The 17,380-nt window shown below is 69.3% G+C and carries 22 protein-coding genes and 3 pseudogenes; 15 read left to right on the plus strand and 10 right to left on the minus strand.

Annotated elements, in window-relative coordinates; all coding sequences use genetic code 11:
• A partial coding sequence (locus ACIBK6_RS40335) for a hypothetical protein (RefSeq protein ID WP_399058126.1) occupies nt 1–269 on the minus strand: 269 nt, incomplete at its 3' end.
• Nucleotides 270–517: 248 nt separating this feature from the next.
• Nucleotides 518–1,039 (minus strand): hypothetical protein, encoded by a 522-nt coding sequence (locus ACIBK6_RS40340; RefSeq protein ID WP_399058128.1) that lies wholly within the window; start codon nt 1,037–1,039, stop codon nt 518–520.
• Between the two features lie 105 nt (nt 1,040–1,144).
• On the opposite strand from ACIBK6_RS40340, the gene ACIBK6_RS40345 reads away from it, so the two are divergent.
• Both ACIBK6_RS40345 and ACIBK6_RS40350 read left to right on the plus strand, forming a co-directional pair.
• A complete protein-coding gene (locus tag ACIBK6_RS40345; RefSeq protein WP_399058130.1) occupies nt 1,145–1,333 on the plus strand; it encodes a hypothetical protein in 189 nt (62 codons plus the stop codon).
• Between the two features lie 90 nt (nt 1,334–1,423).
• Nucleotides 1,424–1,990, plus strand: a complete 567-nt coding sequence (locus ACIBK6_RS40350; RefSeq protein WP_399058187.1) for a hypothetical protein — start codon at nt 1,424–1,426, stop codon at nt 1,988–1,990.
• Nucleotides 1,991–2,013: 23 nt separating this feature from the next.
• Here the strand turns inward: ACIBK6_RS40350 and ACIBK6_RS40355 are convergent.
• Nucleotides 2,014–2,661: pseudogene (locus ACIBK6_RS40355) on the minus strand (transposase); the annotation flags it as partial.
• A 239-nt stretch (nt 2,662–2,900) separates the two neighbouring features.
• On the opposite strand from ACIBK6_RS40355, the gene ACIBK6_RS40360 reads away from it, so the two are divergent.
• Nucleotides 2,901–3,038, plus strand: a complete 138-nt coding sequence (locus ACIBK6_RS40360) for a hypothetical protein (protein WP_399058132.1) — start codon at nt 2,901–2,903, stop codon at nt 3,036–3,038.
• A gap of 94 nt (nt 3,039–3,132) precedes the next feature.
• Here ACIBK6_RS40360 and ACIBK6_RS40365 read toward each other — a convergent pair whose 3' ends face one another.
• Entirely contained in the window at nt 3,133–3,945 is an 813-nt protein-coding gene (locus tag ACIBK6_RS40365) for a polysaccharide deacetylase family protein (protein WP_399058134.1), read from the minus strand.
• A gap of 468 nt (nt 3,946–4,413) precedes the next feature.
• On the minus strand, nt 4,414–4,794 hold the full coding sequence (locus ACIBK6_RS40370; protein WP_399058136.1) for a hypothetical protein: 381 nt from the start codon (nt 4,792–4,794) through the stop codon (nt 4,414–4,416).
• Between the two features lie 368 nt (nt 4,795–5,162).
• Between ACIBK6_RS40370 and ACIBK6_RS40375 the strand changes: the two genes are divergently transcribed.
• Nucleotides 5,163–5,477, plus strand: a complete 315-nt coding sequence (locus tag ACIBK6_RS40375; RefSeq protein WP_399058138.1) for a hypothetical protein — start codon at nt 5,163–5,165, stop codon at nt 5,475–5,477.
• A gap of 405 nt (nt 5,478–5,882) precedes the next feature.
• Here the strand turns inward: ACIBK6_RS40375 and mihF are convergent, their stop codons facing one another.
• Nucleotides 5,883–6,131 (minus strand): integration host factor, actinobacterial type, encoded by a 249-nt coding sequence (mihF, locus tag ACIBK6_RS40380; protein ID WP_399058140.1) that lies wholly within the window; start codon nt 6,129–6,131, stop codon nt 5,883–5,885.
• Nucleotides 6,132–6,391: 260 nt separating this feature from the next.
• Entirely contained in the window at nt 6,392–6,949 is a 558-nt protein-coding gene (locus ACIBK6_RS40385; protein WP_399058142.1) for a TetR/AcrR family transcriptional regulator, read from the minus strand.
• A gap of 96 nt (nt 6,950–7,045) precedes the next feature.
• Between ACIBK6_RS40385 and ACIBK6_RS40390 the strand changes: the two genes are divergently transcribed.
• The 3 genes and pseudogenes from ACIBK6_RS40390 to ACIBK6_RS40400 form a co-directional block, all read left to right on the plus strand.
• Nucleotides 7,046–7,636, plus strand: coding sequence for a DUF2867 domain-containing protein (locus ACIBK6_RS40390; RefSeq protein WP_399058144.1), 591 nt, complete (start codon nt 7,046–7,048; stop codon nt 7,634–7,636).
• A 950-nt stretch (nt 7,637–8,586) separates the two neighbouring features.
• A complete protein-coding gene (locus ACIBK6_RS40395) occupies nt 8,587–8,901 on the plus strand; it encodes a hypothetical protein (protein ID WP_399058146.1) in 315 nt (104 codons plus the stop codon).
• 58 nt (nt 8,902–8,959) lie between these two features.
• Nucleotides 8,960–9,935: pseudogene (locus tag ACIBK6_RS40400) on the plus strand (IS701 family transposase); the annotation flags it as partial.
• Between the two features lie 175 nt (nt 9,936–10,110).
• Here ACIBK6_RS40400 and ACIBK6_RS40405 read toward each other — a convergent pair.
• The gene (locus tag ACIBK6_RS40405) at nt 10,111–10,278 is read right to left on the minus strand and encodes a hypothetical protein (RefSeq protein ID WP_399058148.1); all 168 of its coding nucleotides are present in this window, start codon (nt 10,276–10,278) and stop codon (nt 10,111–10,113) included.
• Between the two features lie 220 nt (nt 10,279–10,498).
• Here ACIBK6_RS40405 and ACIBK6_RS40410 point away from each other — a divergent pair, with 220 nt between their 5' ends.
• The 3 genes and pseudogenes from ACIBK6_RS40410 to ACIBK6_RS40420 all read left to right on the plus strand — a co-directional run bounded on the left by ACIBK6_RS40410 (nt 10,499) and on the right by ACIBK6_RS40420 (nt 11,637).
• A complete protein-coding gene (locus ACIBK6_RS40410; RefSeq protein WP_399058150.1) occupies nt 10,499–11,143 on the plus strand; it encodes a low temperature requirement protein A in 645 nt (214 codons plus the stop codon).
• A pseudogene (locus tag ACIBK6_RS40415) lies at nt 11,136–11,333 on the plus strand (low temperature requirement protein A); the annotation flags it as partial. The gene ACIBK6_RS40410 and the pseudogene ACIBK6_RS40415, both read left to right, overlap by 8 nt.
• An 82-nt stretch (nt 11,334–11,415) precedes the next feature.
• The gene (locus tag ACIBK6_RS40420) at nt 11,416–11,637 is read left to right on the plus strand and encodes a hypothetical protein (RefSeq protein WP_399058189.1); all 222 of its coding nucleotides are present in this window, start codon (nt 11,416–11,418) and stop codon (nt 11,635–11,637) included.
• A 5-nt stretch (nt 11,638–11,642) separates the two neighbouring features.
• On the opposite strand, the gene ACIBK6_RS40425 is transcribed toward ACIBK6_RS40420, so the two are convergent.
• Complete coding sequence (locus tag ACIBK6_RS40425) at nt 11,643–12,458, minus strand: hypothetical protein (RefSeq protein ID WP_399058152.1); 816 nt, start codon at nt 12,456–12,458, stop codon at nt 11,643–11,645.
• 640 nt (nt 12,459–13,098) lie between these two features.
• On the opposite strand from ACIBK6_RS40425, the gene ACIBK6_RS40430 reads away from it, so the two are divergent.
• Complete coding sequence (locus ACIBK6_RS40430; RefSeq protein ID WP_399058183.1) at nt 13,099–14,148, plus strand: zinc-binding dehydrogenase; 1,050 nt, start codon at nt 13,099–13,101, stop codon at nt 14,146–14,148.
• A 39-nt stretch (nt 14,149–14,187) separates the two neighbouring features.
• Here ACIBK6_RS40430 and ACIBK6_RS40435 read toward each other — a convergent pair whose 3' ends face one another.
• Nucleotides 14,188–14,688: a hypothetical protein gene (locus ACIBK6_RS40435; protein WP_399058154.1), complete on the minus strand. Its 501-nt coding sequence runs from the start codon at nt 14,686–14,688 to the stop codon at nt 14,188–14,190.
• Nucleotides 14,689–14,780: 92 nt separating this feature from the next.
• On the opposite strand from ACIBK6_RS40435, the gene ACIBK6_RS40440 reads away from it, so the two are divergent.
• The 4 genes from ACIBK6_RS40440 (at nt 14,781) to ACIBK6_RS40455 (ending at nt 17,189) form a co-directional block, all read left to right on the plus strand.
• On the plus strand, nt 14,781–15,287 hold the full coding sequence (locus ACIBK6_RS40440; protein ID WP_399058156.1) for a hypothetical protein: 507 nt from the start codon (nt 14,781–14,783) through the stop codon (nt 15,285–15,287).
• Between the two features lie 3 nt (nt 15,288–15,290).
• A complete protein-coding gene (locus ACIBK6_RS40445) occupies nt 15,291–16,037 on the plus strand; it encodes a hypothetical protein (protein ID WP_399058158.1) in 747 nt (248 codons plus the stop codon).
• 274 nt (nt 16,038–16,311) lie between these two features.
• The gene (locus ACIBK6_RS40450; RefSeq protein WP_399058191.1) at nt 16,312–16,755 is read left to right on the plus strand and encodes a hypothetical protein; all 444 of its coding nucleotides are present in this window, start codon (nt 16,312–16,314) and stop codon (nt 16,753–16,755) included.
• Nucleotides 16,756–16,817: 62 nt separating this feature from the next.
• On the plus strand, nt 16,818–17,189 hold the full coding sequence (locus tag ACIBK6_RS40455; protein WP_399058185.1) for a group II intron maturase-specific domain-containing protein: 372 nt from the start codon (nt 16,818–16,820) through the stop codon (nt 17,187–17,189).
• Nucleotides 17,190–17,380: the final 191 nt, after the last annotated feature.

A 17,380-nucleotide genomic window follows, 5' to 3' on the forward strand; every position in this document is an offset into this window, starting at 1 on the left:
TGGTTGACGGGTGCGATGTTGCAGGCGGCCTTGGGGCCGCCGAAGGCGTGTCCGCCGATGCCCTCGCCCTCGGGCAGCGGTACCGCGCAGCGGAGATCGACGTTGACGAGCGAGGCACCGTAGGTGTTGAGGATGCCACCCGCGCCGCCCGCGATGACGGTGTCACCGTTACGGGTCCCGAAGCCCGTGGTGTCTGCCGAGGCGGGCACGGCGACGGCCATCGTTGCGGCAATGGCGAGGGCCGCTCCGGCGAGAACCTGCTTGATCACGTTGTGCTCCCATTCGGTGGATCGGTGAGGGGTGACAGGCCTGCCCCGTGGGGAACTTGCCGCCCTTAGGGTCGCGGCGTCTGGCACGGCACCTCGCCGCGTTGCCGCAACGCCCCGACAGCTCCGCTGTCAAGACGCTCCGGTGCCATGCGATGCACCGCACCAGACGCCGCGACCTACCTGACCCTCATCCACAGGACACCCCCTCGAACGCGGAACATGCAGAACACGTCTTAAAGTGCGCCCATTCAGACCAAAACGGACACGCGGGAGGTGGGAGGGGGGCTGGCGCAGCCGAGCGCGGTGGAGTCCCGCATGAAGTGCATGTCCTCGCGCCGCAAGCCCGCGGCGGTCCCACGACGCAGTCCGGCGCGGGCGAGCAGTCGCCCGATGAAGCGGTCCCGGGCATTGCGGCAGGCCGAGAACAGGGCCACCGCTTCGGCGTCCGTGGCCCGGTCCGGGCGCTCGCGAGGCGCCTGGACGCGGTGGCGGGCCTTGAGCCGGTAGCCGCCCATCCCCTCGCCGCAGGCCTCCTCGGGCAGGTCCCAGTCCTCCGCCACCTCATAGAACTGGACCAGGACCTCCGACGGCACGGCCTTCGCGGTGATGCCGTGCAAGAGGAACTGCCGCACCCCGGTCAGCACGTTCCCGACCCGGGCCGGCTCGCGATGTGGCTCCGTACCCGGCCCGGCCATCACCACACCGCGGCCCGCCACCGGCCGGTCGATGCCGGTGGCCTCCGGCGAAGGCCCACAAAGGGTTGCCTCCATCTCCTGGCAACGCGTCGCAACGATCACGACAGCCTCAGAGATGCGAGGAAGAACCCCAGCTCACACGATCCGACGCAGCGTCCTGCCACACGTCGAAGCGCCGGGGTGAACGATGTGAAGAATGCACGTTATCTTGTCGCCGGCGATGCCCCGCTCGGCGGCATCGTGCTTGCCAGCGAGTCCGTCGAAGCCGCCGCAGGAGATTCCGAACTCCTCGCTGATGTAGATGAGTTGGGGGACCATGCCCTCGGTTGTCCCGCCATGACGCTGATGCCAGTTGCTGCGCAGAGGTGACAGAAAATCCAGCTCAGAGGGCTGCTTCGTAGATCACCAGAGCAACAAAGGTGTTGCCCACCAGGGTGGTCCTCACGCTTGAATACGGCCATGGAGAACCCAGTGTGGGATGCGTTGGCCACTGACGTCCGGGAGCAAGTCGACGGCCTACTGCTCAAGGAGCATCGCATCCACGCGATCAAGGTGATCCGCGACGCCAGCCCGGAGCCGGTCCCGAGTATCCCCGAGTGCCTCGATCTGATCACTGACCGCTATGCAGTGCTGGGGCGGCGGTTCGACCGTGCACCGACGGCGCCCTTGAACGTTGATGCCCTGACCGCCAAGATCCGCGAGCTGCCCCGGCGCCCGGAAGCGATCGAGGCCGTGTGGGACGGCGATACCGAGGGGTGGTTCGTCGAGCTGCTCGGCGTCACGATCGAGCCGAGAGCCGCGTATCACCTCGCGCTCATCCGATTCGGAACGGATATGCGCCTTTTCGACGGCCCGCTCCCTGCCTGGCCGGAGGCGGAAGAGGCGAGCACGGTAGGACGGGCGCTGGCAGAACGGTTGGGCCTGCCATTCCACTTCGCGAGCCCCAGCACCCCGGATGACTCAGCCCCGCGCTGGTGGGATTGTCCAACCGGCCGTGCTGGCGGTCGGCCCGGTAGTCGCGGCTGAGCGGCCGGCGCGAGGGGCGACCGCGCGAGGACGGGGGCGTGCATCCCGCGCCGGGTGGCATCGCGCAACAGGTCGGCACAGAACTCGGCCGATTCACGGAAGCCGTCCGCCATGGTGATCAGCTCCTGGGTGCCGTCGTGCGCACGCCCATCAGGACCAGGACACAAGACTTGCCCTCCTCCAGACGGATGCGCAGACGGATGCCGTCGGCCCAGACGTAGACGTAGTCGCTGCCGGTCAGGTCACGCTCGCCGAAAGCCCGGCCTGCCACTTCGCCGTAAGGCGGGTAACGGTGGTCGGCGAGAGCCCGGCCGAGCTGCCCAGGAAGTGCTTGAGCGCGGGCACGCAGTCGCCCGAGGACAGGCCGTGGAGGTATAGCAGCGGCAGCACGTCGCTGATCTTCGGCGAATTGCGGCGCCACGGCGGCAGGATCGCCGAGGAGAACCGCTTGCGCCCGCCGGTGGCCTCGTCGACCCGCTTGTCGTCGACCTGCGGGGCCTTGACCTCGACCACGCCTGCGGCGGTGACAACATCCTCGGCTGGTGGTAGCCGTTACGGACCACCAGACGGTACCCACGCTCGCAGCACAGTTCGGCCAACTCGGCTATATACGCGTTGACTTCGGCTTTCAGCGCGGCGGTCAGCATCCGCCGGGCGCCCTCCCGGACGATCTCATCGAGGAGCGAGGAGCCGTCGGCATGCCGTCGGCGTTGACTACGCTGAGCACATCGTGCCTTCCCGACCCGCGCGGCTATAGGGGGGAGGGGCTGGTCAGCGAGGCGGTGCTTCGCCTCCGGTGCGGTGGCGGAACCGTCGGCGTGGATACCCCCTGACCGGGGTTGCCAAGTTGCTGGTGGGGCAGGTGAGTTGATGGAGCCGGGTGCGAAGGTCCTCCTCCATGGTCGCGGCGGTGAGCGACGCGACCGCCGGCTCCTCGCTGAGCTCCAAGGACGAGGGGCGGGAGGAGACGGGCGAAGCGCGCGGAGGCATGAGGCCGCCTCCCGACGGCGGTCCGGTCCGTTCCCCGACCCGCCTGGTGCACGCGTGAGGTCCGACCGTGATCCTTCCGTTCCAGTGGTCGTCGCAACACCCCGGTTCAGGTGATGCGATGTACTTCAAGATCCGGAGATCCGGACGGTGGCTCAGGGGGTCGGGAAGCTGTACGTGTAGCCCTGGGAGTCGAGCTGGTCGAGAAGGCGGGCGAGCGCCTGCACGCTCTGTGAGCGGTCGCCGCCGCCGTCGTGCATCAGGATGATCGCGCCGGGCCGCAGATCCTGGTTGATGCTGCGAAGGATGCCGTTCACCCCCGGACGCTTCCAGTCGTTGGAGTCGTCGCTCCAGGCGAGCGGCCGCAGGCCGTGTTCGGCCGCGATGTTGCGGATCATCGGGCTGAAGTCGCCACCGGGTGCCCGGTAGAACATGAGCTTCGCGCCCGTCCCTGCGGCGTCGGTTATCTCGCGCTGGGCGTCGGCTATCTCGTGCGTGTTGTAGTCGAGCGACATGCGGCTCTGCTGCTCGTTGTGGTGGACCGAGTGGTCGCACAGCCGGTCCCCGGCCGTGCTGATCTCCTTGGTCAGGTACGGGTAGCGCTGGGCGTTGGGCCCGATCTCACAGAAGGTGGCCTTCGCGTGGTGCTGGGCCAGCAGCGCCAGCACCTGCGGCGTCCACTGCGGATCCGGGCCGTCGTCGAAGGTCAGCGCCACCGCCTTGGCGCCGCTCCCCACGGTGTGCGAGAGGAGGGTGTCGGAGACCAGCCCGCCGCCCAGTGCCTTCCCCGGCGCGGAGGCGTTCGTCGTGCCGGGGTCCTGCGGGGGCGCCGAGGACGGTCGGGCGGAGGGGGTGCCGGACCCGGAATCCGAGGGGGGCGAGGACGGAGACTGGGAGGGGGACGACGTCGGTGATGCCGAGGCGGGGGACGATGCCGCGGAGGCGGACGGCGCGGGGGACGACGGCACCACTGACGCCGTGTTCCGTGCGCCCCCGTGGGGCCCGCACGCCGTGAGCGCGCCTGCTGCGACCGTCGCTATCAGAGCGGCGGCTGCCAACGTTTTGGGCTTGGCCGATGCCACAGTTCTACCTCCGTCGGGCACCGCACGGGTGCCTGGTTCGGTGATGGTCGCGATGAGGCGCGCGGAAGGTCGAGCGCGGGCAGGCAGCCGGTTGGGGACACGGTGACCGCCGTGTTCCGCAGTCGGCTTGGTCCTGCTGGGCGTTTGACTGAGGGGGATTCGCCCGGGGAGTCGCGATCGCTCCGGGCATCGCGATCAACACTCGGGCGGGCTCCTTCGCCCGTCCGCTGATCGTCGGCCCTCCGAGGAGGATGAACAGGTATATCGATTTGCGCCTTATGTCGGTCCACCGTAAAGGAACGGCAGCCCGCGACCCAGACCCCTCGGCGGATCAATCGGTGTGACAAATTTCCTCTATGTGATAAAGCTCGCATTGTCGCGGCAGTGCCCGCCGCCTCCGTGCCCCGCGCGAAGTGGGACGGCAACGCCTGGCGGCGGGTTTGACGCCGTTGGTGCTTCGGCGCGTACGGAGTCGCAGGTCGTGGGGTGCTTTCGCATCGCGGTTGCCAGTCCTTCATGGCGGCAGTGGGGCAAGCGCCGCTGCACGCCGCGCGCCGTCTCCGGAACGGGCATCAACGGTACGAACCGGGTGCGGAAACCGACGGCCTTGAGAATGTCGATCTCGCGTACGCGCTGCCGGGCGAACGCGCCGGTCACGGTGATCGCACCGGCGAAGGAGAGCAGTCCAAGGATCACCGCCAGCGCCTTGCCGACCGACCTGATCAGCTCCAACACCGTTGGCAGCGCGCTGAGTTGCTACTGCAGCGTGGTGGCCGGAAAGCCCAGCTGCTGGATGTGGTGCCGGATGTCCGGCACCGGGGCGCAGCGGGAAGAGGTCCATGCGGGCGGAGTCGGTGACCGGTGGTGCGAGCTCCGCCCGGTAGGTGGTGGCGTACAGCAGCACGCCGTTCACCCGGTCGTCCGTCAGCCCGAACGAGACCTGCGCGCGGTGCTGTACGGCGTCCACGCCAGGCACTGCGCGCAGTCGCTTCTCGCTCGGAGTTCGGGATTTTCGTGCTTCTCGGGAGGTGGGTTCGACGGGTTCACCAGCAAGCAAGATGCTGCTATGCGGCCGTGGCCGGCGGTGTGAAAACGGTGAGCACATGTTCAGCTCGCTGGCTCAGGACGTGGTCGCGTTTGCTGCGGCGGCCGCCGAGGTCGCCTTCGAGCGGGTCGCGGTCACCGAAGAACAGGTCGCCGCGTACGGTCTGCCGACCACACCGCCGAAGGCAACCGACCGCCGCTCCTTCTCGGACACCACCACGCTGGCCGAGGCCCTCCCGGACATCCTGGCCGCACTCGTCCGTGCGGCCATCGAGGCCCACCGTGACGAGGCCGTTCGTCAGCGGAGCCTGGTGCGGGAGGAGGCCGAGCGCGGCGCGATCCTCGCACGGCTGAGCAGCCGGCGCGAGGGGTGACCGCCGGACAGCGACGGAAACGACCGCGGTTTCCCGGCCAGCAGGTCGCCGGTCCGGCTGAGCTGCTGGAGAGCACGGGGTCCCCGGCCACGTGGCAACCAGGGACCCTTCGTGCACTTCCCTTGACTGTCCTCTTCAACGACCGGCCGCCGAGTCAGTCACCGCGATCAGCTGCCTACAGACTCCGGTGTTCTGGGGTCGGCACACGGCCAGGGTGCACTGTCCAGACAACGCTGACCTCGCGCCGGCGCTGCTGTGACCAACGGCTGCCGCGCTCGAGGTCATCCCCGGGTCGGGATGACCTGCGTACTCCCACTCCCAGCACCTCCGGACGGGTCTCAGTCTTTGAGGGCGGCCAGCAGGGCTGCGCGCTGCCTGGTGCCCAGGCCGCCGATGCGGCGGTCCTCAGGGATCTCGGCCTGGATCCATAAGCTTGGCGGCCGTCACTGGGCCCACCCCCGGAAGTGCCTTGATAGCGGCCGCGACCTTGGTCCTTTTGACGATTTCGTCGGTGTCGGCCTTCTTGAGTACCTCGGCCATTGTCAGCCCGCCTGTTTTTACCTTTTCGATCAGTTCCGATCTGGCCTTACGAACGGCGGCCGCCTTCGCCATCACCACCGTGCGCTGTTCGGCGGTCATTGTGGGCAGAGCCACAGGATTCTCCATAGGTGGTGGTGGATTGGCGGGGGCAAGCGGCGGATGCCTGTTCGGCGGACGGCGGGGTCGACCTGACGGTCCCGGCCGGTACGGCGGTCGAGGTCGGCGGGTTCTCGCTGGTCGGCGGCCCCAGCCGGAGCGTGACGGGCGAGCCCGGTGGTCCGGTGGTCAAGGTGCGCGCGTACTCGCTGGTCGGCGGCGTCAAGGTGCGTGCGCCAGGGCGAGTAGCCGTCGCGGTCTGCGGGATGAGGAGGGGGCTACCGCAGGAGCCACTTTCTGGTCAGTTTCATCACTTCCGCACGGCTGAGACCACCGTGGTCGGCGGCGATGAAGTGCTCCCCGATCCGCAGTGAGCAGACGACCATGCAGCGCGCCTCGACCTCGGCCTCGTCCGGACAGAAGGCGCCGAACAGTGAACGCAGGTAGTCCATGCGGCGGTTGTCCACGCGCCGCAGCCGCTCCGCGACCGCTTCGTCGCGCCGGGCCCAGTCGCGGATCGCGAGCTCGGCCGCGACGCCCGTGGTCGGTCCGTGGCCTGCCGAGGCGATCGCGAACAGCCGCTCCAGCTTGGCCCTGGCGTCCCCCTCACCGCTCTCGACCTGCTCGATCACCGCTTCAGCCACCTCGCGCTCCCAGGTGTCGAGCATCTCGGCGAGCAGCGCGGCCCGGTTGTCGAAGTACCCGTAGAAGCCGCCCTTGCTGACGCCGAGCGCCTGCGCCAGCGACTCGATCCGTACGGCCTCCGGGCCGCCGGCGGTGAGCGCCCGCAGCCCCTCCTCGATCCATTTGCCGCGAGGCGTGCGGATCGCGCCCATGGTGTGCCTCCCCTCACGTCTCCCACATCTATACGGTGCCGTACAGATGTGGCTAGTCTCTATCTATACGCCATCGTATAGATAGGGGCCCGTGTCATGAGACTCCCCGCCACCGCACACACCTCCCGCCCTTGGCGGATCCATGAGATCGCCGGTGACTTCCGCCTGGAGGATGTGTGGGCGCTGCCGACGCCAGGCGGCCCCGACGACCTCGCGCGCCTCGTGGACCAGCTCGCGGCCGACGACGGAACACACGTCTCGTCTCCCGTGACGCGCCTGCTCTTCGCGGTCCGGTGGAAGCTGGGGGCACTGTTCGGCTGGGACAAGCCCAGCGCCACCGCGATGCCGTCGCTGCGGGACCGGTTGCCCGCTGACCTCTGCGCCGGGCCGCGCGGGCCGGACCTCTCCGGCGGCACGTTCAGCTCCGTCTACCAGACACGCGACGAGTGGGTGTCCGAGATCTCCAACCGGACGGTGCGGGCGGTGCGGCACATCGGCTGGGTCCCCGACGGAGCCGGCGGCTACCGCGGGCAGCTGGCCGTCCTGGTGAAGCCGAACGGGCTGCTCGGCGCGGTGTACATGCTGGGCATCAAGCCCTTCCGGTACCTGGGGGTGTACCCGGCCCTGCTCCGCGCCATCGGCCGCCGCTGGGAAGCGGGGGCCGCGGAGGCCCGACCCGGACGCTGAAGGGTCGCCCGGGCCGCTCATGCGCGGGATTCGCGGCGCGGTGACGGGAAACGGCGTACGCGAACGAAGAAGGGGCACCCCGGAGTCCGGGGTGCCCCTTCTTAGCCAGCCTCTGGCCGTACACGCAGCTTCAGTCCCGGGAGGCAGCCGACCCGACCGGCGGGGCCTTGAGTGTGCCGGGCCCCGTGTGAACGCCGCGCTGTCCCGCCCCGCCCCAGTGCGGGCCTGTACGGCCGGTTGCACACCCGGCTTGGCGAGCCGCTTTTGCTGCTCGGCGTTGAGCCGGCGGAAGTCGCGCCGTTGGCGGGTGAGCCGGCGTCCGATGTCGTTACCGCGGTACGTCACCCCGGGCACGATGCCCGTCAGCAGCGCCCCGTCCGTCAGCAGCGCGGCCAGGCCGACGTGGTGGCGCTGCCAGTCCACCGACCACCCCAACAGTGCCGGGTTCCATTCCTTGTCGACCGCCGCGAGCTGCTCAGCCCGCTGCTTGGCGCGGACGGGGTCCTCGTCCAGCCCGTCGGCCTTGCGGATGTTGGTGAGCCACTGCCCCACTGGCTTGTCCAACGCGGTGTTTCCAGGTGCTCGTACGGGACTTCCAGGTCCCCTTCGCGGTCCTGGTAGCGGGCGGCGGCGTCGTAGCCGCGCCGCCAGTCCTGCTTCTCCGGCTCAACTGCGGTGCGCCGGTTTGGTGTCAGTGGAGTGGTGTAACTGATGGCTCGTCAGGTTGGTGGGTTGTTGTTGGTGGTGTGTGTGGTTGACCTGGATGTCACTGACATGTGAATGGTGCTGGGGCGGGATGTTGCTGTCATGAGCTGGTACACCCCCGGGTGCCTCACTGTGAGCTCACTGATGAACACTCCCGCGCCCCGGCGGCCGCGCCGCCCCCTCACCGGCGGAGGCGTGGCCGAGCCGGTCGACTGGGCCTGATGGGCCGCCGCCGCGCACGGGGCATGACGTACATGGAGGCCGCGGCCGCACTCGAGGACGCCCGCTTCGACCAGCGGGAGGACACCCGGCGCGAGGACCTGGACACCGACCGGCTGAACTCGCGGAGTGGGAACGCATCGCGGGCGCTGCTCGACGGCACCGCCGACGTGTACCACCCGGACGCCGACGACGTCGTCCAGGATGAGCTCGTCGCCGACGCCACGGCCGCCGACGAACGGGGCCTCGAAGTACAGTGCGGAGTTCCGGTCCGACGCGACCGCGTTGTGGCAGGCCTCGGCCGACAGGCGAACGTTCAAGGACGTCGCGAGCCGATCTGAATCAACCCCGAGACGCTACGGACCTGGGTGCGTGACGCCGATGAGGGTCCGGTCGCCGCCGGAGCGTCGCCGGATGTCGGCCGGCGTGATCCGCCAGTACCTGCGGCGCGCTGGGCAAGCGGGCCAACTGCCAGGTGGCGGTGAGCGTGCATGCCGTCACCGCCAGGGCCTCGTGCCCTTTGCAGTGGCGTCTGTTCCTGCCCAAGGAGTGGGCCGCTGATGACGAGCGGCGCAGGGCGTGCAAAGTACCGGCGAACATCGGGCACCGCGAGAAGTGGCTGCTCGCCCTGGACATCCTCGACGAGCTCACCGCCTGGGGCATACCGCCCCGCGTCGTGCTCGCCGACGCGGCCTACGGGACCAACGCGGCCTTCCGCACCGCGCTCACCGAGCGCGGCCTGGGCTATGTGCTGTCCATCCGCGCCGACGTCACCGCCCACCCCCTCGACGCAGTCCCCGAGGTACCCGCCCGCAAAGGCACCAACGGGTGCTGGCCCCAGCCCTGCTACCGACAGGCACCCCTGGCCGTGTCCGCGCACGCCGCCAACCTGGGGCACCGAGGCTTCACCGACGTCACCTGGCGACAAGGTTCCCGCGGCCCGATGCACTCGCGTTTCGCGGCCCAGCGTGTGCGCCCGGCAAGTCATTCCATCGTCCGTCCGCTGCGGTCCCGGGCCTCGGCCGAACAGGGCTGGTGGGACGGTGTCCTGCCCGGCCTGTGGCTGCTGGCCGAATGGCCCGCCGATGCCGAAGAGCCCACCCAGTACTGGTTCTCCAACCTGCCCGCCGACACCAAGCTGGAGGACCTGGTCGGCTGGGCGAAGCTGCGCTGGCGCATCGAACACGACTACCGGGAACTCAAACACGGCCTGGGACTGGACCACTTCGAAGGCCGGTCCTGGCCGGGTTGGCACCACCACGTCACCCTCGCCACCGCCGCCCACGCCTTCCTCACCGAACAGCGGCTCTCCCCAAAAGCCCCCACGCCGGCCTCACCCTCTACCACGTCCTCGACCTCCTCCAGGACACGCTGAGGTGCTGGACCGGCACCTGCACCACCTGCCACCGCCCGCTACCCCGCACCCACCAGCGGAAAGCAACAAGATCGCCTTGAGGCCTAACGGAGTCCTATTAGGGGCGGGCCGGGCTGTGGGTCGGCGTCCACGAATGGGTGACCTAGAGGGTGCCACCCGGCGGTGCTGGGTAGCGTCAGAGCGGCATGAACCCGACACCCTCCACAGAAAGGACATGGTCATGGGAGGTTTGGGAGATCTGCTTGGCGGTCTCGTTGGACTCGTCCACGGCGTGCTCGGCGTGCTCGGCCTGTAAAGGCGCCGCCATCGCCCGTGTCGCCCCGGTGACCAGCCGGGGCAACATGCAAGGGGCGTGCCTGCCGGCGCGGCTCACCTCGTAACGCCGGCCATGTCCACCGAGTTCGGACAGCCCCCTCCGCGACTTACCGCAATGTGCTCCCGCGCCACCCCGTGACGCGGGCCCCGTGCCGGGCCGCGGACACATTCGGCGCTGCAACCAGCATTCCCGTCGGTCGAGGGGAGTAGGTGCAGCGGTGGTCCATCTCGCTGGTCAAGTACGGTCCGTGGAGCCCGGGTTCGTCGATGTGCGAGACCGGGCCACCTCGACGGAGCTCTTCTACGATCTGGTGCTCGCCTTCGGGGTGAGTCAGATCGCGCATGTTCTCGCGCAGCGGCCCGACTGGGCGACGCTGGGCAGTTGTCTGCTGGTCCTGGTGCCGCTCTGGTGGGCCTGGGTCGATGTCATCATGGCCATGAACGCCGTGCACGAGACCACCATGCAGCGGGTGTTCCTGCTGCTCGCCGGGCTCGCCACGTACGGCATGAGCGTTGCCGCCCCGCACGCCCTGGAGACCCGCTACGAGGCGCTGCTCTACGCCGGGTGCTATCTCGCGCTGCGGCTGCTCATCGGGGAGGCCATCCGCCGCGAATGCGCTGTCTACACCATTCACCCCTACCGGGCCGGACTCGCCTTCGCCCTTGTTCTGTTCGGCACCGCTGTGCTGCCCTCCGGGCTGCGCACTGTCGGCTGGGCGGTTGCCGTGGTCGCGGAGATTCTTGCTCCGCTCATACTCAGCGGGCATCTGCGACAACTTGCCTTCGGGGTCAACCATCTGCCCGAGCGGTTCGGGCTCTTCATCATCATCGCCCTTGGCGAGAACGTCGTTTCCGTGGGGGCCTGGTCGCCGGGCGGCGGCTCGGGTGCTTGAGCTGCTCTCCGTCTCCCTCGCCTTTCTCACCGGGTGTGCCCTGTGGTGGCCCTACTTCCACCTCGTCGCCTCCGCCATCGCCCACGCCCTGCGCACCCACCCCACCCCGTCCATCGTCGTACGTGATGTGCTCAGTTATGGGCATCTCGTGCTGGTTCTGGGGTTGTTGCTCGTCTCGGTCGGGGCGGATCGCATGGTCGTCGAACCCACCCACGTACCCCATCGGTTCGCCGCCGCGCTCTTCACCCTCACCTTCTGTTACACCCGGCGGGTTGTTCGGTGCCGCCTCCCTGACCCGGTTCGCCAGGGGGCTCGCGCTGCTCGCGCTCGGCGGGGCCGCGCCCTGGCTTCCGGGGATCGCCACGCTCGGCTCCGCGGCAGCTCTGCTCGTCGCCGTGAACGGCATCGAGCACTGGCTGATCAGCAGCGGACGGGCCGTGCCGCTGATCTTTGAGAGGGCCCAACAGACGTCGCCGCAGGGCGAGTTGACGTAGTACGGCTAGCGGGCCGGGCCCGTGCGGCGGTGCAGGTGGAGGGCCAGGGCGAGCAGGCCGAGCGGGGTGGCTACGGCCAGGGCGCCGACGGCCTGGTGCTCTCGGGCGGCGACCGTCGCGGCGCATCTGGACGTGCCGAGTTCGCCGGGCTCACCGTCGGAGCCGTACTTCTGCTTCGTGAAAGCCTGCTGGTCGAACAGTGCGGGCACGCCGCACGACATCTGCTCTTGGAAGTGCCCGTTGTTGTCGAAGGACGGCGGGAAGAGCATCAGGCCGAGCGCCAGTAGGAAGCCGCCGATCGCCGGGATCGCGAAAGTGCGGGGGACACCTCCGGTGAACATTGCCGTGGCCAGATCGGCGAGTTCGGTTGGTTTCCAGTTCTGCCCGGGGTCGAGCAGCAGGCGGGCACCGGCTTCGGCAACCCCGACGGCCAGGGCCGCGAGCCCGGAGGCGGTACGGTCACCGGCCGCCGACAGGCCCGGGGCGGAGTCGTCCAGCCAGGCGGTGAGTACGGAGGTGAGGTGCTCGCCTGCCCCGGCACGAGCCTGGTCGATTCCGCCGATCCGATCCGCTAGTGCGGCCGGGCCGTGGACGAGTCGGTAGCTATCGGGGACGCCTGTCACCGCGGTGAAGTAAGCCTCCATCAGCCGGTGCAGTGCCTGGGCCGGGTCCGTGATCGGGGTTGCCGCGGCCGGCGCGGCGGCCAGCCCCTCCGCCAGGCGCCGCTTCTCGCGATCGCCCAGCGCGGCCACCATGTGCTCGCCGTTGGCGAAGCAGCGGTAGACGACGGGTCTTGGCGACCCCTGCCTCTGCGGCCACACTTTCCATCGACACCGTGCCGTCCTCCCGCAGTGCCACCCGCAGCGCCGCGTCCAGGACCAGTTCCCGGCGGGTGGCCAGGGGCAGGTGCGGGGCACGGGTGCTCTGCGGGGCTGTCTTGTCGGCGGAGGCCTTCATTGCCTGAGGACCCCCATGTCGTATCCGGGTTCCGGTGCGGCCGCTTCGGGGCGTTCAGTCGGTGCGCAGCGACTGCGTGCGCGTCAGGAATGTCGGCGACACCAGGCCCACGGATACCGGGCTGCGACCCACCCGCATGTTCACTCGGCGGAAGCGACCCGCCACGGGTGCCTTCATCGCCAAGCGGTCCAAGCGGTCAGAATATGAGCCGCCGACCCCGAGCGTGACCTCGACCGAACCGAGCCCAGCGGCTGACCGGTGGCGCGGTTGAAGTTCGTCCAGGGGTTGTTGCCGACGGAACACCGTCGCCGAGGAGTCCTCGGGGGAACGCCGGACGGGCGTCGGCCGGGGCCGTGTCGGCCTCGAACGGCAGTGTGTCGGTCATCGCTTCGCTCCCCGCATGGCCGTACGGTCCCGTACAAGTTTGGACGGTTGCGCACAAACGTCAAGCGGAGAAGAGCGAGACCCCTCATGACTCCCCAGCTGGGAAGTGAGGCCGCCGTGATGACGGCGGCCAGGTTCGACCTGGTGACCGGTCTGTTCGGACTGCAGGAGGTTCCCGTCCCCACACCCAAGCGCGGGCAAGTGCTGCTCAAGGTCCGCGCGGCAGGCGTCTGCCTCTCCGACGTACACATCATCGATGGCACCCTGCCCAGGCCTGTCACCCGTGACCGCGAGCAGACTGCGGTGACACTTGGGCACGAGGTCGCGGGCACCATCGCGGAGATCGGCGCCGGCGTCCCGCCCGCGTGGAAGCTGGGCGACAGGGTCTGCCTGACTGCGGGCGATCGGTGCGACACATGCCCCAACTGCCTGCACGACACAGGCTTCTGCCTGATGCCGCAGGCGCGTGGGATCAGCTACGACGGCGGCTGGGCCGAGTACACCGTGACGCGTCACCAGTCACTCGTCCCCATCCCGGACGGCCTGCCGTTCGAGGAGGCGGCGATCATCCCGGACGCCGTGTCCACGCCCTATGCTGGCTTGGTGCGCCACGGCCGGCTCCGGATCGGGGAGAGCATCGGGCTCTGGGGAGTGGGTGGGCTCGGCGTGCACGCGGTGCAGATCGCCCGCCTCGCCGGGGCAGTACCGATCATCGCCTTCGACCCGCTGCCGGCGGCCCGCAGCCGGGCCCTGAACGTGGGCGCGGACCTGGCCCTGGATCCTGCCGACGCCGACCTCCCGGCCCGAGTCCGCGAGGCCACGGGCGGACTGGGCCTGGATCTGGCGATCGACCTCGTCGGCCATCCGAGCGTACACAGCAGCGCCGACGACCTCCTGGCGCCGCACGGGCGGCTCGTCCTGATCGGCATGGGCTCGCGGCCTGTCACCATCCCGCACGGCGACCATTTCAACGCACTGCAGCACAGTGTCCATGGCGCCTGGGGCTCCGAACCGCAAGACCTCCACCTACTGGTCAAGCTCGCGGCGGCAAAACGGCTCGACCTGTCGGGGTCGGTCAGTGACGTCCTCCCACTGAGCCGGGTCGAGGACGCGGTCAGGCGTCTGCAGGTAAAGGAAGACAATCCCGTCCGCCTCGTTCTCTCACCGTGACGAAGTGACGCCAAGCAAGGGGCATGGTGCGGTCGGGCGTCAGTGTCCCGCAGAGGCCTTCACCACTGCGACCGCCGTCCCGATCGCCGCGTCGATCGCGCCGGCCAGGAGGGCGAATGCGGTCCCTCCCCCCATGCGGATCCCGCCGTAGCACCCCCACGCGAACAAGGTGGCGATGTTGATCCCGGCCGCCGTGAGCAGGGCGGTGTTCAGGCCCATCGCTCCCAGTGTCGAGACGCCGATCAGCGTGAGCGGGCCCACCGCGGACAGCAGCAGCGGGCTGCTGACGAAGATCATCGCGCGTAGTTCCCGTCCCCGGGCGAGAGCGCCGTGCGTCACGCGATGCGCCTGCTGATCGGCGACCAGCGCCGCCAGCCACAGGCCCACCGAGGCGGTCAGCACCGTCGCCGCGGCACCGAGGTCACCCACCTGGCCGCTGCCCGCGAGCCCGAGGACGACGGAGATCATGGTGATCGCCGCGTAGAGCCGCTCCTTGAGCTGGGCTGCGGCTGCCTGCGCATCCACCGCATGTTCCGTCACAAGCCCACCGTAGGGCGCGGTCGTGGCGGGCACCTGGAACAACACCTGCCCCTTGCACTGCGGGCGGGGCGGTCCGGTGTCAGCATCGGATCATGAGGTCACGACAGACGGGGGCGTCAGGGCGTGCTCCCGACTGGCGCAAGCGGGCGCTGTCCGGCGCCGTGGCGCTGGCCGTTCTCGTCGCGGCCTACTTCATCCTGGCCGCGACCATCCCGCGCTGGTGGTCGCAGCGGGTAGGTGACGCGGTGCGCGGCCATCTGGGCGTCGGGCTGGTGATCGGTCTGGCGCTCGGCGTCACCTGCACGCTGCTGCCGTTGATCGTGGCCTGGATCGGCCTGCACAAGCGGCGGTCATGGAAGGCAACGGCCAGCTGGCTCGCCCTGGCTGTGGTGCTCGCGCTGCCGAACCTGTGGACGCTGAGCGTGGTGGCCGGACGGGGCAGCGCTTCGCACGCCGGGCAGCGGGTCATGGACGTGAACGCGCCGTGGTTCCGTGGCGGCACACTGGCGGGGGTGGTGACCTCTGTGGTGGTCGTCGCCGGGTTCCTGGCCCTCGCCCGCAGCCGGCGCGGCCGGTCGCCCGCCAAGCCTGAGGCGTGAGCGATGGGCGACTGGTACCGGCGAGAGATCCTGGACCCGGGCAAGCAGCCCCTGTTGTTCTTGCTGCTGGGCTTCCTCGGGGCGTTCCTGTTCATCCGGTTCAGTGTCCGGATGATCCGGGCGGAGGTGTCCTGGTGGCCGAAGAACGTCACGCCCGGCGGGCTGCACATCCACCATGCGGTCTTCGGCGTCGTCTTCATGATCATCGGAGGGCTGGGGCTGGCCTCCCCGATCGGCGGCAGGCATCCGTGGGCCGAGACCGAGGCGGCGCTCTTCGGTATCGGGACGGCGCTGGTGCTGGACGAGTTCGCGCTGATCCTGCACCTGAGGGACGTCTACTGGTCCGAGGAGGGCAGGCTCTCGGTGGATGCCGTGGTCGTCGGCGCGGCGGTCTGCGGACTGCTGCTGCTCGGGGCAGCGCCCTTCGGTGTCGACGGCGCGTCGGTGGACGGGGCGCCGGTCTCCGCATGGATGTACGCGGCCGTTGTCGTGGTCAACGCGGGCTTCGCGCTGGTAACGCTCAGCAAGGGCAAGGCGTTCACCGGCCTGCTCGGGATCCTCGTACCGCTCTTCGCGGTGATCGGCGCGCTGCGGCTGGCCCGTCCCGGCTCCCCGTGGGCGCGGGCCCGCTACCCGGCCGGCAGCCGCAAGGACCAACGGTCGCTCGCCCGGGAGGAGCGCGAGGGCTGGCAACGCCGCCTACGCGTCAGCGTCTACGACGCCATCGCCGGGAAGCCCTCGGAGCCATAGGTCCTGTCGGCCTCGGAGATGCCCCGGGACCGGTCGGGGAGCCGACGGGGGTGATCTTCCGCCTCCCCGGATGTGCCACGACGGCCCATCAGTCCACGTAGGGCGCCATGCTGATGGCGTGGGACGCCCCGTCGATCCTCCCTTCGCTGAACCTCTCACCCCATCCCGATAGTGATCGTGCCGTCAGGGACAGACATGTGATGCCGTTCCAAGGACTTCAGAGCAGAGAGGGCCGTGCACGATGGCGACTCAGGCACAGCATCGGCGGCCCGGAATGAGCCGGGGACCCACCAACGAGTTCACCCTCATCTTCAAGATCAAACCGGGGCAGGGACAGCAGCTCCGCGAGGTCCTCAGCCAGAGCGACCTGGAGAGGGAGGCGCAGATCCAGGCACGGATCGGGACGCTGCACGATGCCCGATGGGCGCTCTTCGACGACGACACGCGGCTGTTGTTCGCTTCGTACTTCGACGGCGACGGGGATGTCTGCATCGACGATTTCGCTGCCCTGATCCCCGATGTGTTCGACGGAATCCTTCAGTACGCCGAGGACCACCCCGGCATCCGCGACTCGAAGATCAAGGACTTCGTCATGGCCCACCAGCACGCCGCATCCGGGTACTCCCAGGCCATCCCCGGCGCCACGGTGAAGGAGCTCAAGAAGTCGCTGCGAGTGAACCGGGCGTTCCAGGAGCTTCTCGACGCGGGAGCGACCTGACCGCCGGCATCAGACATGTCCATCTCCGTTTCCGCACTAACCGGCACTACGTCTACACCTACCTGTCCAAGAAGGCGCTCGCGTCGGTCAAGGACAAGGTGCGCACTATGTGCCGACAGGACACCAACCTGCCGCTGGAAGTCCTGCTGCACCGCCTCAACCGGGTGCTGCGGGGCTGGACCGCCTACTTCCGCTTCGGTGTCTCGCATGCCACCTTCCGATACCTGCGCCATTTCGTCTGGCAGCGGGTGATCAAGTGGCTGCGAAGGAAGTTCCGCCGAAGCACCTGGAAGGATCTGCGCCGCCGCTACTGCGGGGGCCGATGGTGGCCCGTCACGGACGAGGTGCGGCTGTTCGATCCCGCCAGGGTGAAGACCGTCCGTTACCTCTACCGGGGAACAAAGATCCCCGCGCCGTGGCCCAGCACCGGCTGAGATATCCGTCCAACCGGGGCTTGTGGAGCGCCCGTTGCTCGGGAACGGGCACGGCGGGTGCGGAGGGCGGCCCGGGGAAACGAGCTGGTCGCAAGGCCAGCACCGCGCCCCGGGCCGACCCTACCGCTCTCGGTGAAGTGACCGGGGCCGACCCCGCGGCCGTGGCCGCGTTCATCGGTGACCAGAGGGCC

Origin of the sequence: Streptomyces sp. NPDC050485 (assembly GCF_044458185.1) — a bacterium.
Classification (GTDB): domain Bacteria; phylum Actinomycetota; class Actinomycetes; order Streptomycetales; family Streptomycetaceae; genus Streptomyces.

Excerpts from the sequence above, each read along its gene's own strand:
- ACIBK6_RS40340 (WP_399058128.1), bottom strand. The coding sequence starts at position 1,039 with ATGGAGGCAACCCTTTGTGGGCCTTCGCCGGAGGCCACCGGCATCGAC.
- ACIBK6_RS40350 (WP_399058187.1), top strand. The coding sequence starts at position 1,424 with ATGGAGAACCCAGTGTGGGATGCGTTGGCCACTGACGTCCGGGAGCAA.
- ACIBK6_RS40375 (WP_399058138.1), top strand. The coding sequence starts at position 5,163 with ATGTTCAGCTCGCTGGCTCAGGACGTGGTCGCGTTTGCTGCGGCGGCC.
- ACIBK6_RS40385 (WP_399058142.1), bottom strand. The coding sequence starts at position 6,949 with ATGGGCGCGATCCGCACGCCTCGCGGCAAATGGATCGAGGAGGGGCTG.
- ACIBK6_RS40390 (WP_399058144.1), top strand. The coding sequence starts at position 7,046 with ATGAGACTCCCCGCCACCGCACACACCTCCCGCCCTTGGCGGATCCAT.
- ACIBK6_RS40395 (WP_399058146.1), top strand. The coding sequence starts at position 8,587 with ATGACGTACATGGAGGCCGCGGCCGCACTCGAGGACGCCCGCTTCGAC.
- ACIBK6_RS40405 (WP_399058148.1), bottom strand. The coding sequence starts at position 10,278 with ATGTTGCCCCGGCTGGTCACCGGGGCGACACGGGCGATGGCGGCGCCT.
- ACIBK6_RS40430 (WP_399058183.1), top strand. The coding sequence starts at position 13,099 with ATGACGGCGGCCAGGTTCGACCTGGTGACCGGTCTGTTCGGACTGCAG.
- ACIBK6_RS40440 (WP_399058156.1), top strand. The coding sequence starts at position 14,781 with ATGAGGTCACGACAGACGGGGGCGTCAGGGCGTGCTCCCGACTGGCGC.
- ACIBK6_RS40445 (WP_399058158.1), top strand. The coding sequence starts at position 15,291 with ATGGGCGACTGGTACCGGCGAGAGATCCTGGACCCGGGCAAGCAGCCC.
- ACIBK6_RS40450 (WP_399058191.1), top strand. The coding sequence starts at position 16,312 with ATGAGCCGGGGACCCACCAACGAGTTCACCCTCATCTTCAAGATCAAA.